The sequence below is a fragment of the Streptosporangium sp. G12 genome (assembly GCF_052983175.1).
Genome location: NZ_JBRIQO010000002.1, coordinates 267,381 through 281,538, shown reverse-complemented (window position 1 = coordinate 281,538; position 14,158 = coordinate 267,381). Strand labels below are relative to the sequence as shown.

General features: G+C 67.6%; 8 protein-coding genes. 5 read left to right on the top strand and 3 right to left on the bottom strand.

Annotated features, from left to right (window positions below):
- The first annotated feature begins 26 nt into the window (after positions 1-26).
- From ACVCAG_RS04430 to ACVCAG_RS04415, 4 genes are read left to right on the top strand one after another with little or no spacing between them, the layout of a single operon-like run.
- Entirely contained in the window at positions 27-1,541 is a 1,515-nt protein-coding gene (locus tag ACVCAG_RS04430) for a hypothetical protein (protein WP_447189473.1), read from the top strand.
- Positions 1,538-2,269 carry a hypothetical protein gene (locus tag ACVCAG_RS04425; RefSeq protein WP_440084638.1) on the top strand — a complete coding sequence of 244 codons (732 nt, stop codon included), beginning with the start codon at positions 1,538-1,540 and terminating at the stop codon, positions 2,267-2,269. Before ACVCAG_RS04430 ends, ACVCAG_RS04425 begins: the two co-directional genes overlap by 4 nt.
- Positions 2,266-6,669 (top strand): hypothetical protein, encoded by a 4,404-nt coding sequence (locus ACVCAG_RS04420; protein WP_440084637.1) that lies wholly within the window; start codon positions 2,266-2,268, stop codon positions 6,667-6,669. The genes ACVCAG_RS04425 and ACVCAG_RS04420 overlap by 4 nt, the downstream gene beginning before the upstream one ends.
- Positions 6,666-7,751 carry a hypothetical protein gene (locus tag ACVCAG_RS04415; RefSeq protein WP_440084636.1) on the top strand — a complete coding sequence of 362 codons (1,086 nt, stop codon included), beginning with the start codon at positions 6,666-6,668 and terminating at the stop codon, positions 7,749-7,751. Before ACVCAG_RS04420 ends, ACVCAG_RS04415 begins: the two co-directional genes overlap by 4 nt.
- A 4-nt stretch (positions 7,752-7,755) precedes the next feature.
- On the opposite strand, the gene ACVCAG_RS04410 is transcribed toward ACVCAG_RS04415, so the two are convergent.
- The gene (locus ACVCAG_RS04410) at positions 7,756-8,667 is read right to left on the bottom strand and encodes a coiled-coil domain-containing protein (RefSeq protein ID WP_447189472.1); all 912 of its coding nucleotides are present in this window, start codon (positions 8,665-8,667) and stop codon (positions 7,756-7,758) included.
- 481 nt (positions 8,668-9,148) lie between these two features.
- Between ACVCAG_RS04410 and ACVCAG_RS04405 the strand changes: the two genes are divergently transcribed.
- On the top strand, positions 9,149-10,582 hold the full coding sequence (locus ACVCAG_RS04405) for an aldehyde dehydrogenase (RefSeq protein WP_440084634.1): 1,434 nt from the start codon (positions 9,149-9,151) through the stop codon (positions 10,580-10,582).
- Between the two features lie 217 nt (positions 10,583-10,799).
- Here ACVCAG_RS04405 and ACVCAG_RS04400 read toward each other — a convergent pair whose 3' ends face one another.
- Positions 10,800-12,119: an acetate/propionate family kinase gene (locus ACVCAG_RS04400; protein WP_440084633.1), complete on the bottom strand. Its 1,320-nt coding sequence runs from the start codon at positions 12,117-12,119 to the stop codon at positions 10,800-10,802.
- Positions 12,116-14,158, bottom strand: a complete 2,043-nt coding sequence (pta, locus tag ACVCAG_RS04395) for a phosphate acetyltransferase (protein WP_440084632.1) — start codon at positions 14,156-14,158, stop codon at positions 12,116-12,118. The genes ACVCAG_RS04400 and pta overlap by 4 nt, the downstream gene beginning before the upstream one ends.

The window sequence follows — 14,158 nt, the reverse complement described above, 5'->3', positions numbered from 1 at the left end:
CACACCCTCTCAAACACGCTCTCAGTGTGCACGAGTCCTCTTTTCCCGCACGCGTGGCGGCGTTCCTGAGGTTCAGCCCGGTGATCGAAGCCGTGCAAGCGGCTTACCGCCGGGACTGGCCGGAGGGAATCTACGACATCGTTACTCTGGCCTTGACCGCCATCGATCTGGTTGTTGCCCGACAAGGATTCGAGTTCGAAGCCACCCGGCAGGACGTAGTGGACGCACTATCGGTGCTGTCCGGGGTGGCTGCTCCGGAACGCCCGGTCGGCGAGCACACGGATGTCGCGATGTTCGTGGTGGACGCCTTGCTGAACCGGTCGAGCGGCCAGGCCCCTTTCCGATACATCACCAGCGATTACTCCGATCATGAAGCTGGTCACCGGCAGCGCGAGGTCCCCTTCTCCCTCCTAGTTGAGCACGATCATGCGTCGCGTGACGAGAATGTGCTCCGCGCCACGAAAGACGCCATCAACGCCTTGATCGGCGGCCTCGACTTCGATGTCGAAGACGAACAGGTCGCCACGGAGCTGGTGCTGGAACGGCAGCTGGCGCGCAACGCGTTCGACGCGGCGTTGAAGTCCGCAGAACGAGCCCGGCTGCTGTCGGTCAGCCTCGCGGAAGGGCTGGACCGGCTGCTGAAGCAAACGCGCCGTGATCTGCGGATCGTGGAGAAGGAATGGGCCGCGACAGTACCGGACAGCCTGGAGGCTGCTCGCAAGCACATCAGGGAGCGGCTGAATACCGAACGGCACTTGCTGGGGAAGGTCCGGGAGGCGTTGATGAACGGCGAGGCGAAGCTTCTTACGTCCGGGGTGCGGATCGCCCAGCTGCTGGAGGAATGCCAGCGCCGCCACGAGTCATTGCATCATCGAGTCATCGCGGCCCGAGGGATATTCTTGGAGGAGCAGGAACGCCAAGCCTTCCGTCCGCCCGCGTTGGTCAACTTGCCGGATCCGCAGCAGGAGATCCTTTTGCCGGTCCTGGAACTGGGCTGCGCCGAGGCCGGCACTCTGACCGAGCGGTTCCTAATCGACATGGCGGGCCCCCGTACCCCGCGACTGCCCCGCCTCTATCGGCTGATCAACGACCTGTGGACGCGCACCGGCAGCATCACCGCAGGCGAACGAGGTGATGATGAGACCGAACTCGCCGACCTGCCGAAACCACTCATCCGGACGGAGGTCGTCGATGTGGCGATCCGCGCCGTGCGGGGTGTCGGCCTGCCCGCCCGGCTATCCCGGCTGCTGCACGCCTGCCTGAACGATGCCCAAGCCCCATCCCCGCGTGTCCGCCAGCAGGGTGCCGAGGTCCTAAACCTGGCCGTGTTGTGGGCTTTCTCCCCCGAGGACGCCGACGATGAAGGCGGCCGGATGGCCGATGACCTGATGGCCCGCATCCTGGGAACGCGCACCGCCGTCGACACTGACGGCACACCGTTGCAACTGCCCGGGTGGGATGGCGACGACGTCATCGTCGCCCCCGACGCCGATGCCCTCGCCGATGCGAATCCGGTCCCGATCAGCAGGAAGTCAGCATGAGTCTCATCGCCACCGACCACACCGATATAGGCCTCCTGGTGTCGTTCGCAATCCGGCCGACTCAGCGGCCTGGTCGCAACCCCGATTACCAGCGGGTTCTCAGTCGCTACCGGACCGAGCTGGAGTTCAAGACCGCTGCGAACGCGATTTTGCACGGCTTAGGGGCGCGGGTTCTGTCTGAGGGCGACTTCGGGCTCATCCTGGGTATCGAGCCCGAGTCTCCGCTGGCCTTCCGCATCTCCGACCTGCCCTACACGGGAAAACCGGAGAACAAGTTGCTGGCTGGTCTGGTTCTTACTGGCCTGGTCGCGTTCGCCTACCCCAGTACGCAGGAGCTCGACGACGACCGCGTCCGGCGTATCTCAGCCAGGGACCTCGATGCATGGTTGCGGGAGCTGTGCGAGCGGTTGTGCTCTCACGACGCCGCCGGCGATGTTATTCCCAAGGAAGGTCTAGACGAGGCCTGGCGGACCTATCTGGCCTTGCCGTCGGTGCATTACGGGGAGGCTGGCCGCAGCTCCGGCAAGTTGACCAGCCGCTGCACCCGCTATTGGGTGCAGACGGTCCTGACCTGGCTGACAGGACAGGGTATGGCCCGCGTCGACAGTTCAGCCGAGGACACCTGGACACTGACCGAACGGTTTCGGGTGCACGCTAAGGAGGTCGCCCTCGAGCGTGCCTACGGTTTCATCGCCGAGCTACGCCGCAGAGAGGAATCCCGCGGATGACCCATCAGCTCGCCGCGTTGCGGTTTCGGACCGTGGGCGAACGTTCTGCCCGATTTACCGATCTTCCGCTTGATTTCACCGCGCCGGTCGACGGCGCCGCCGTACCTCAGGACTCGGTCGTCTGGCTGCGCAACGGCGGAGGCAAGTCGAGCATCCTGTCGCTGACGTACGCGCTCCTGTTGCCGCACGCTAACGACTTCATGGGCAGGACCGTGCAGCGCAGTCTTACCGACTACGTCGATACGGGCGACACCTCACACGTGATCGCGACATGGCAGCCTCATGACACCAGTCGGACCCTGCTGGGCGACCCGGAAGAGATCCTCGTCACCGGTGTGGTCCATGAATGGTCGGACTTGCGTAAACCTGTAAAGGCCGCCGACTCAAAGGACAAGCTGAGCAGTTACTTCTACGCTTTCCACGCCGTCTCCGGCGTTTTAGAGCCGGACACGTTGCCGTTCTGCGACGATTCCGGACGCCCCAGGCGGCTGACCGGCTTCCTGGAGGAGCTGCGCGAGCTGGCCAAACCACATGCCCGGCACGCGAACCTGGTGGTGACCGACAAGCAGCACGTCTGGACGAAAGCGCTTCTAGATCGGCACTTGGATCCGGAGATCTTCCGTACGCAGAAGCAGATGAACCACGTCGAGGGCGGCGTGGAAGACCTGTTCAAGTTCCCCTCTGCCAAGGACTTCATCAACTTCCTGCTGGATCTGGCCACCCAGCCGGCCGCCGCCATCAGCGTCGCGACCCGGCTCGCGAGCGTCACGGCCCTGCTGGCGGCCAAGCCACAGAAGATCGAAGAGCGCGACTTCTGCAGCGCCACTGCCGAAGATCTGAGCGACGTCGCCGCCAGCTATGAGCATGTGCAAGCCGCTGCCGGTGAATTGGCCGCTGTTACCACCGCCGCGGAGGTCCTGGCCGCCTCCTTCACCGCCGCAGTCACCGCCGCAGAGGAGCTCCAGGAGAGCCTGAAAACACGATTGACCGTGTTCGCAGAAGCCCGCACGGCGGCCAACAACGATCGGTCCACGGCCACTGACCTGGCCTACCTGTACCGGAAGGAAGGCGCCAGGCTGCGTCTGGCCGAGGCCGAAATCCAAGAGCAGGAAGCGGGCCAGAACGTCGACAAAGCGCGAGCTCTGGTGCAGGCCTGGGAGACCACCGTCCAACTTGCCGCGTTCGCCGAATTGGAGTCACGTCTGACCCAGGCCGAGCTGCTGGCCTCAGCCGAAGAAGCCGAGATCGCCCCACTCCGCGAAGAACACGCCCGACATGCAGCCCTGCTGCGACACCGTTTGAACGCGCTCGCCGAAGAAGCCGATTTCGCGGCCGACCTGGCTGACGAGCAGAAGGAGACCGCGGGGGAGGCCCTCACGAAACATGGAGAGCTGGAGGAGCGAGCGCGAACCGACAAGACACAGGCGACTACCGACGAATCCCAGGCCCAGACCCAGCTCGACATTCTTGATCAACGCCGCAGGGACGGCGTTGCCCGCGGTCACCTGCCCAGCCACACCATCCCACTCCAAAGCCACCTCGACATAGTGATCACCGATCGCGCCGAAGTCGATCGGCAGCTCAAGGAGCTGGCAGCACGGTGCGAGGGCCGCCGTGCCCGCCGTACCGAGATCACCAACCGGGACGCCGCCCTGGCGGGCGAGCACAGCACCGCCGACGCGACGCGCACCAAGACAGTCGAGCGGCACACCGATTTGGATGCCGAACGGGCCGAGCTGACTAGTTCTGAACGGCTGCGCGGGCTGGCTGAGACCGCCGGTGATGAGACCGTCGACCTGTGGGTCGAGGGTCCGATCTTGTTGCGCCGGTTGAGCGACGCGGTCATCGCGGCGGATGACGAGCGCATCCTGCGCAGAGCCGAACAACACGCCGACAGGAGGAGTATCGAGGCGCAGGAACGCAGCCAGGTCCTGCCGTCCAGCCTGGACGCCGAACGCATAGAACGCGAGCTCCTCGACGCCGGCGTACCCGCCCAGACCGGCTGGGCCCATCTGCGCTCGGTCATGCCCGCTTACCACCTGATGACTTCACTGAACCTGCCCGAGATCGCCCAGCTCGGTTGTGGAGTGGTGGTCCCGACCAGTCGGGTCGCCGATGCGACCCGGGTCTTGGACTCCCGTGCGGCTGTCACGACCTCGCTCATCGGGGTCTACTCCGCCGAAGCCGCGGACGTCCTGGTCCGAGGCGGGGTGGTGTCGGCGAACTCCCTAGTTGCCGCGGCTTGGACCCGGCTGCAACCGGGCTTGGTCGATCAGGCCGAGGCAGAGGCAGCGGTTCGGTTGCTCAAGGAACGCGCCCACGCCCACACTCTCAAAGATCAGGATCTGGCCCGGCAACGCGCGGCCGATGACGAACTACGCCGCCAGATCACCCAGTTCCTCGACGATTGTCCCGCCGGACACCTGGCCATCCTGAGCGACGAAATCGATCGGCTCGACCGCAAGCTGCAGGCCATCGACAACGAGCAGGAGGACAACAGAACAGAGCTTCAGGGCCTCGATGACGGCGACCGGCTGGACGATGCTCTTCGTGACATGCTCAACACTGATCTTCGCAAAGCCGATGCCACCATCAACTGGCTTGAGGAATTCGCCCTCCTCTTGGCCGATGCAGACGACTGGCGCGGGCAGCTGACAGCCGCGCAAGAGCGCGGCGCCGACGCGGACCGTCGCGCCCGCCAGCACAACACCGACGCCCAGCAAGCCCTCCTTGAGACCAAGCAGTGGGAGGTCACCGCTGAAACCGAGCGCCGCAGAGCGGCTGATTACCGGTCAGAATGCGATGGCCTCCCCGACACCGCGACCGATCCACTGGACGTGCATGGGGATCCGACCACACCTTTGGATGTTCTGCGCCGCTGTCAGCAAGACGCACTCAAGGCTTTGGAAATCCGTGCCGCCCAATCGGTGCTGGCCGACCGGGTGCAGGGCCTCGCCCGGCAAGTCGCCGACGCCAAGCGCGAAGTCATGCAACGGCCTGCCGCCGATCGCGCCACCGCCGGGCGATTGCTTGCCTCCCCCGAAGGCCAAGAGCCGCACCTTCGATCCGCCGCCCTCGCCCGCGCCCGGCAGGATTCGGAAGCGGCGACCGACGACCGCGGCGCGGCCAGGAATCAGGTGAAACAACGTGGTTCCGAATTGGAGGCGATCGAACGGGTCTATCGGCAGCCACCACGCCGCACCCTGCCCGTCGTCCCGACCAGTTCCCAGGAAGCCGATGGCCTCGCCTCCGAGCAGGAGCTCCGCAACCAGGGGGCTCAGGAACGGCTCACCCAGGCCGAAGGTCTCATCAATGACGTCGAGCAGCAGACTTCGCAAGCCGAGCACCGCAAGACGCTCCTCGGCACACTCTTGGAATCACTCCCGGATCCGGGCGAGCAGCTCGCGGAGCCGTTCACCGAAGACGAGGATACGGCGCGCACCCGATCCCGGCAGGCTAGGGATGCGGTGAGCGCCGCGGTCAAGACTTTCACTGGCACCGAGATCAGCCTCAACACGTCCGTGGACCGGCTCCGGCGCACGGCCGCTCGCTTCACGGGGATCTCCGGGCCGATGAAAGACCGGGTGGCGAACGATCCGCCCGCGATTCTCGGCCCGCACGCCGACGAGCTGAGCGGCAAACTGCGGCTGCGGGCGCAGACCCTGGTCGGCGAACTCAGTGCCATCGCCCAGGACCAGGCCATCCTCAGCGAGGCGCTCGCACACCTGGTGAAGGACAGCCTTGACATGCTTGGCAAAGCAGAACGCGCCTCCCATATGAAGACCGGCTCGGGGTCGTGGGCCGACAAGAAGGTCCTGCGGATCAGTTTTGACCGGCCCGGTGACGCCGACCTAGTCGTCTACGCCGAGAGAGTCATCGACAGGCTCGTGGAGAAGGGACTCAAGCCCGAAGGTATGCCGCTGCTGAAGGCCGCCGTTCACGAAGCCGCAGGACCTCGAGGTTTCACCGTCAAGGTCCTTAAACCCACCGACGACACCGCCGGGACCACCGAGGACATCAGCCGCCTCGCCAAGTGGAGCGGCGGCGAGAAGCTAACCGTATGCATCGCGCTTTATTGCACGCTCGCTGCGCTACGCGCCGCGCACACCGGCCGTAAGGGACGTTCCGGAGGGGTCTTGCTGCTCGACAATCCCATCGGCCGGGCTTCATCCGCCTCCTTGATACGGCTGCAGCGCAATGTCGCCGCTTCACACGGCGTCCAGCTCATCTACACCACCGGAGTGAAGGACCCGGCTGCCGTGATCCAGTTTCCCAACGTCATCCGGCTCGATAACCGGGAAGGACGCACCCACAACCGCCGCTACATCGTCCCCGAAGCCAGTTACGTCACCGGCATCCGCGTCGCGCACACCGACCACCCGTGGGACGGCGCCGAATGAACCAGCCGATGTCACCGCTCGCCACCGAGCTCGCCCGGCTTGTCATCCGGTTCCGCGGCAAACGGATCCCCGTGACCGATCTATTCGGTGAGGCCAGCAGGTTCGATCCTGGGTTGGTCGGCGATGCTGAAGGGCTGGCCAAATTCCGTAGCGCCCTCGGCGAACTCGAGAATGCTGAGAGGATCACGCTGCCGGCGCCGAGATCGGCTACCGGCTGGGATCGTCGAACTGTTCCCGCCATCCCGTTCTGGGTCATGCGCGTCGAACCGCTGACCGTCATGCGCCCGTCTCATTCTCCGCGTGTGTGGCCTCATCTGCTCGAAGCCGCCGGGGCCATCGCCACCAGAGCTGACGAACGGAAGATCCTCGATCGGGTCGCCACCTGGATCCGCGACGACCCATCCCCTGAGTTCGTCCCCGTCCAGGAACGCTCCCTGGAACTCTTCGACGACGAGAAGGCCATCGACGGCTACCTGAACAACCGACTCTTCACATCCGGCGCTCTCACCCTGGAGCTGCTGGCCTGCTTCCCGCCCGCCTTGCCGTTCGTATCCCAGCACGTACCGGGCGCCGGACCTACCGGACTGCTCGTCCTGGAGAACCGTGCTACCTACACGTCTTTTCTCACCGCCCTGCGCGACCTCGATCCAGCGGCGAGACCTGACCTGCACCTCGGCTGGGGTCATGGCAACGGCTTCGCACAAAGCGTCCTGAGCATCCCCTTGCTCGAACCGGCTCCCGACGTCGTGCATTACTTTGGAGATCTCGACCTCGCCGGGCTTCTCACCGCAGCCAACGCCGCCGCGCAAGCTGCCGCCGCAGGACTTCCGACGTTGCGTCCGGTTTCTTCCTGTTACCGGTTTCTCCTAGATGGGCCGTCACACTGGCGGAGCAACGATGCCAGCAACCAACGCACCAGCACTGACTACCGCGCGGTCTGCTCCTGGCTGCCTTCTGCGTTACGTCTGCGGGCGGTCGAGCTGCTCTCCACCCGCCTGCGTGTGCCGCAGGAACGGCTCGGCCTAAAAACGCTGCGTCGCCATCCACATTTCTGGAATGGCTTCGCTGTGGGCGAGCGGTGATAACTCAGAACATCGAGATGTGGACGTGGTCGATGTGGTTGGCGGTGTTGCCGCCTCGGTTGGACATCATCTTCCATCCGGCGCCGGTGCGGACGTCGTAGTACTTCTGCTGCCAGATGATGTACATGACCCCGAGGCGGTTGCCGTTGTCGATGGCCCACTGGGCGAGGCGGTTGCCGCGGTCCATGGCGTCCTCCGCGGGGACGCTGCCGCCGGAGCTCATCATGAAGTCGCAGGCCCGGCCGCTGCCGTGGTCGCCGGGGTCGCCGGGGCGCAGGCAGCCGTAGCCGTACGGCATGGGAAAGGTCTGCAGCACGAGGTTGCGCATGGTGATCGTGCGGGGGGTCAGGCCGCCGCTGCCCGAGGGGGTCTGGAAGCCGTACTTGGCCAGGAGCTTCTCGATCCTGACCCGCTGCCGCTTGAGGTCGGCGATGTCCTTCTTGAGTTTGACGATCTTCGTGTCGGCGGACTTCTCCGCGGCCTTGGCCCTCTTGATGAGGTCCTTGACCCGGTTGAGCTGGGTGGCGCGGCGGCTGGCCAGGTAGGACATGGTCGCGGCCTGGCCGAGGGCCAGGTTGGCGTCGCCCTGGAAGCTCAGCAGGTTGCCGTCGTCGAGGGCGCCGCCCATGTAGGCGGTCTGGGCGAAGCGCACGACGTCGGTCTCGGCGTTGGCCAGGGCGCGCCTGAGGCTCTTGGCGTTGGAGGTGGCCTTGCTGGCCTGGACCCGGGTCTCCTCCAGGCTCTGCACCTGGCCGCGGTAACTCTTGTTGATCGCGGCGGCCTCTTGGGTCAGCTTCTTGAGCTCGGCCTCGGGGCTGGGTTTGACGGCCCGCAGGGGAGCGGCTCCGGCGACGGCGGGCGACAGGAGTAGCACGGTGAGTACGGCAGCCAATGCGGCTGCGCGAGTCGGCCTCACGCTTCGCTCACCTCCGGAGCCCCCTCATGGACGGAGCGAAACTATAGAAGACGATCTTGAAGCTCGCCACCGGAACGAAGGAACTCGCGCACCATTGGTGAACTATCAACCTCTTTAGGGTGATTTAACCAACTACTGCGGAACATGTCACTCCTGTCACTCCGGAGAATCCTCGCACAGAACGCACCACTCCACTCGCGGGCCGAAGACGTCTCGGGCTCACGGCACGAGGGCGTCCCACCTCAACGCGTGAAGACATCTCAGCCCAAGGCGTGAAGACGTCTCAACCCGCGACACGGGGGTATCTCCGTCAAGGCGCGAAGACGTCTCGGATCGAGACACGAAGACGCCGGCCACCCTTGTCATCAGCGACAGAACATGATTCGGTCTCAAACAGCGGTGGGGCGCGTGGCGCCCTTCCCAGCGGATGAAACCGTCCGAGAATCGCGACTCTGGCCCGCCCACCAGGAGGCAACACATCATGCGCCAGCACGACACGCTCTTCATCGGAGGCGACTGGGTGGCCCCCGCCGGGACCGGCATCATCGACGTCGTCTCCCCCCATACCGAGGAGGTCGTCGGCCGGGTTCCCGACGGCACCCCCGCCGACATGGACCGGGCGGTGGCAGCCGCCCGCCAGGCGTTCGACCACGGCCCGTGGCCCCGGATGACGATGGCCGAGCGCGCGGCCGTCGTCGGCAGGCTCGCCGAGATCTACGCGGCCCGCCAGGGCGAGATGGCCGAGCTCATCACCCTGGAGATGGGCTCTCCGATCACCTTCTCCCAGCTGGCGCAGGCCCCGCAGCCGCTCGGCATGCTCCAGTACTACGCCGAGCTGGGCAAGACCTTCCCCGTCGAGGAGGAGCGCCCCGGCACCTTCGGCACCGTGACCGTCCGCCGCGAGCCGGTGGGCGTGGTCGCCGCCGTGGTCCCGTGGAACGTCCCGCAGTTCGTCATCATGATCAAGCTGGCCCCGGCCCTCGTCGCGGGGTGCACGATCGTGGTCAAGCCCGCGCCCGAGACCCCGCTCGACTCCTACCTGCTGGCCGAGATGGTCAAGGAGGCGGGCATCCCCGACGGCGTCGTCAACATCGTCGCCGCCGGGCGCGAGACGAGCGAGCACCTGATCTCCCACCCGGACGTGGACAAAGTCGCCTTCACCGGTTCCACCGCCGCCGGGCGGCGCATCGCGGCGATCTGCGGCGAGCAGCTCAAGCGGTGCACCCTGGAGCTGGGCGGCAAGTCCGCGGCGATCATCCTGGACGACTGCGACCTGCCCTCCGCGATGGGCTTCCTGTCGATCGCCTCGCTGATGAACAACGGCCAGGCCTGCGTCGCCCAGACCCGCATCCTGGCCTCGCGCAACCGCTACGACGAGGTCGTGGACGCGGTCTCGGCGATGGTGCGGAGCATGCAGGTCGGCGACCCGTCCGACCCGGCGACCGGCATCGGCCCGATGGTCGCCAAGCGGCAGCAGGAGCGGGTCGAGGGCTACATCAGGATCGGCATCGACGAGGGCGCCAAGCCGGTCGTCGGCGGCCTGGAGCGCCCCTACGACCGCGGCTGGTACGTGGCCCCGACCGTCTTCGCGGGAGCCACCAACGAGATGCGCATCGCCCGCGAGGAGATCTTCGGACCGGTCCTGGCGGTGATCCCGTACGAGGACGAGAAGGACGCGATCCGGATCGCCAACGACAGCGACTACGGCCTGGCCGGGACGGTGTGGACCGCCGACACCGAGCACGGCATGGACGTCGCCCGCCAGGTACGCGCCGGCACCTACGGCGTCAACCTCTTCATGATCGAGAACAGCTCGCCCTTCGGCGGTTTCAAGGGCAGCGGCCTCGGCCGCGAGCTGGGCCCGGAGGGACTGTCGTCCTACCTGGAGTACAAGTCGATCGCCCGCCTGGGCTGAGGCGCTCCGCGAGCGAGTCACGCTTCAGGTGTGCCCGTACGGCTCGTCACGAGCCGTACGGGCACATCGCCGGACGGACCGCCCAGCGCACCCCCGCGACGCTGGGCGACCATCCGACCACAAGAAGTATCTCCCACGACGGTCGCCGAGTGATGATTCGGGTCCGGTGGACTTCTCCCGGCGGATCTCATTCATCCGCTGTCGTGGTAGACGTCTTTTATCCGCGATTGGTTCGGGAAACGACGGAAAGAGTTTGCCGGGCGATCTCGAACTCCTCGTCCGTGGGGATCACCGCGACCCTCACGGCCCCGCCGTCGGCGGAGACGAGCGTGTCGCCCCGCGCGTTGCGTACCGGGTCCACGGCGATGCCGAGCGCCCCGAGACCGGCCAGCGTCCTCTCCCTGACCAGGGCGGAGTTCTCCCCGACGCCGCCGGTGAAGGCGATGACGTCGACCGTGCCGAGGACGGCGTAGTAGGCGCCGACGTACTTGCGGAGCCGGTGGCAGTAGACCGACATGGCCAGTTCGGCGTCCGGGTCGCCCTCGGCCAGCCGCCGCGTCACCGCGCGCATGTCGTTGTCGCCGCAGAGGCCGAGCATGCCGCTGCGGCGGTTGAGCAGCGCGTCGATCTCGTCGAGGGACATGCCTCCCGTACGCGCCAGGTAGAGGACCGCCGCCGGGTCCAGGTCGCCGCTGCGGGTCCCCATGACGAGGCCCTCCAGCGGGGTCATGCCCATGGACGTGTCCACGCACCGCCCGGCGGACACCGCCGAGGCGCTGGCCCCGTTGCCGAGGTGCAGGACGATCACGTTGGCCTCGGGCCCGCCCGCGAGGAGGGCGGCCTCGCGGGAGACGTACGCGTGTGAGGTGCCGTGGAAGCCGTAGCGCCGCACCCCCAGCCGCGCGGCCACCTCGCGGTCGATCGCGTACGTCGAGGCGGCCGGGGGGATCGTGGCGTGGAAGGCGGTGTCGAAGACGGCGACCTGCGGCAGGTCGGGGCGGAGCCTCCGGGCGACCTCGATGCCCGCCAGGTTGGCGGGGTTGTGCAGGGGCGCGAGCGGGACGAGCTCCTCGATCCCCCCGACCACCTCGTCGGTGATCAGCGTGGGCCGGGTGAAGGCCGTGCCCCCGTGCACCACCCGGTGCCCGATCGCGGTGAGCTCGGGAGAGTCGAGTCCCAGGCCGCCGGCGGCCAGCCGGGCCGCGACGGTCTCCAGTGCCGCCCGGTGGTCGGGTACCGGGGAGCCCGGCTCGCCGATGCGCTCCACCGTTCCCGAGGCCAGCCGCTCGGCGCCGGACAGGAGCCGGTACTTCAGCGAGGAGGACCCGGAGTTGAGGACCAGCACCCGTCCGGGAAGGCCCTCCCTGCCCGGCTCCCCGTCCCGGTTCGGGCCGCTCGAGCCGTTCGGATCGTCCGGGCCGTTCGAATCCTCCCGGCCCGAACCGGGACGGTGCCCCGGGGCGCCGCTCACGCTCTCGTCATCGCTCCGCCCGGAGGCCCCGGCCGTCCCGGCCGCCCGTGCGCCTCGCTCGCTCAAGGGGTGACCTCCTGCGCCTGTACGGCGGTGATGGCGACGGTGCTCACGATGTCGGTGACCAGGGCTCCGCGCGACAGGTCGTTGACCGGCCTGCGCAGCCCCTGCAGGACCGGCCCGACCGCGACGGCACCGGCCGAGCGCTGCACGGCCTTGTAGGTGTTGTTGCCGGTGTTCAGGTCGGGGAAGATCAGCACGGTCGCCCGGCCGGCGACCTGTGACCCGGGCAGCTTGGCGGCCGCGACCCTGGCGTCCACCGCCGCGTCGTACTGGATGGGTCCCTCGACCAGCAGGTCGGGCGCCCGCTCGGCGACCAGGGCGGTGGCGGCGCGGACCTTGTCGACGTCGGCGCCGGTGCCCGACTCGCCGGTGGAGTAGGACAGCATCGCGATCCTCGGTTCGACGCCGAACCGCTTCGCCGTGCGGGCCGAGGAGATCGCGATGTCGGCGAGCATCTCGGCGTCGGGGTCGGGGTTGATCGCGCAGTCGCCGTAGACGAGGACCCGGTCGGCCAGGCACATGAAGAACACCGAGGAGACGATCGAGGTGTCGGGAACCGTCTTGATGATCTGGAAGGCGGGCAGGATCGTGGCGGCCGTGGTGTGCGCGGCCCCGGAGACCATGCCGTGCACCAGACCCCGGTGCAGCATCATCGTGCCGAAGAAGTTGACGTCGGAGACCACGTCCAGGGCCGACTCGAAGGTCATGCCCTTGTGCGCCCTCAGCTTGGCGTACTCCTCGGCGAACGACTCCCGCAGCGGTGAGGTGAGCGGGTCGGCGACGGTCACGCCCGACAGGTCGAGGCCGAGGTCGCCGATCCGCCGCCGAACCACGTCCTCCCTGCCGAGGAGGGTGATGTCGACGATGCCGCGCCGCAGGAGGATGTCGGCCGCCCGCAGGATGCGGTCCTCCTCGCCCTCCGGCAGCACGATGTGCCGCCGGTCGGCCCGCGCCCGCTCCAGCAGGGTGTGCTCGAACATCATCGGTGTGACCCGCCCGGAGCGGGTCAGCTCGATCCTGTCGGCCAGACCGGCCGCGTCCACGTGCGCCTGGAAGTGGCCGAGAGCCGTCTCGATCTTGCGCGGGTTGTCGACGGTGAGCCTTCCCTCCAGCCCGGCCAGGGTGGTCGCCACGGTGAAGCTGTCCGCCTCGGCCGCGAGCACCGGCACGCCGGGCGCCAGACGGGCTGTGAGCTCCCGTACGGCCTCGCTGGGCCTCTCCCCCACCGTGAGGACGACCCCGGCCGGTCTCGCCGTACCGGCCGCCTCGACGGCCAGCGAGACCAGCAGCAGGTCCGCGCGGTCACCCGGTGTGATCACGAGCGCGCCGTCGACGAGGTGCTCCAGGAACACCGGGAGCGTGGCGCCGCCGAACACGAACCCGAGCACGTCGCGCAGCAGGCCGTCCTCGCCCTGGATCAGCTCGGCGTCCACCGCCCGCATGACCTGCCCGACGGTCGGCGCCGACAGCGACGGGTGCTCGGGCACGGCGTAACAGGGCACCGGCAGGTCGCACTCGATGACCGTGCCCTCGGGCACCCGGTTGGCGATCACCGCGAGCACCGTGCAGCCCAGGTCGGAGAAGACCTGGTGGCCGGTGCGCATCTCCGTCGCGATCTCCTCGGCGTCGTCGCCGTGCGCGCCCACCACCACGATCACCGGGGCGCCGAACTCGGCGGCCAGGCGGGCGTTGAAGGCCAGCTCGCGCGGCAGGTCGTCGGTGTCGAAGGAGCTGCCGAGCACCAGCAGGGCGTCGCACTCGCGCTCCAGCGTGTGGAAGCGGGCGACAAGGCGGCCGATGAGCTCCTCGGCGCCCCGCTCGGCGTAGATCTCCGCGGCGTCCTCGGCGGTCACCCCGGTCGCCGCGGCCGCGGGGCGGTATCTGGCCTTGATCAGCTCCAGGACCCGGTCCTCGCCGCCGCCGGTGATCGGCCGGAAGACCCCCGTACGATCGGCCCGCCCGGTCAGCAGCTCCATCAGGCCGAGTTCGACGATCTGCCTGCCGTCTCCCCGGCCAAGACCCGCAACGTAGATGCTCCGCAT

Excerpts from the sequence above, each read along its gene's own strand:
- ACVCAG_RS04405 (WP_440084634.1), top strand. The coding sequence starts at position 9,149 with ATGCGCCAGCACGACACGCTCTTCATCGGAGGCGACTGGGTGGCCCCC.
- pta (WP_440084632.1), bottom strand. The coding sequence starts at position 14,158 with ATGCGGAGCATCTACGTTGCGGGTCTTGGCCGGGGAGACGGCAGGCAG.
- ACVCAG_RS04415 (WP_440084636.1), top strand. The coding sequence starts at position 6,666 with ATGAACCAGCCGATGTCACCGCTCGCCACCGAGCTCGCCCGGCTTGTC.
- ACVCAG_RS04425 (WP_440084638.1), top strand. The coding sequence starts at position 1,538 with ATGAGTCTCATCGCCACCGACCACACCGATATAGGCCTCCTGGTGTCG.
- ACVCAG_RS04420 (WP_440084637.1), top strand. The coding sequence starts at position 2,266 with ATGACCCATCAGCTCGCCGCGTTGCGGTTTCGGACCGTGGGCGAACGT.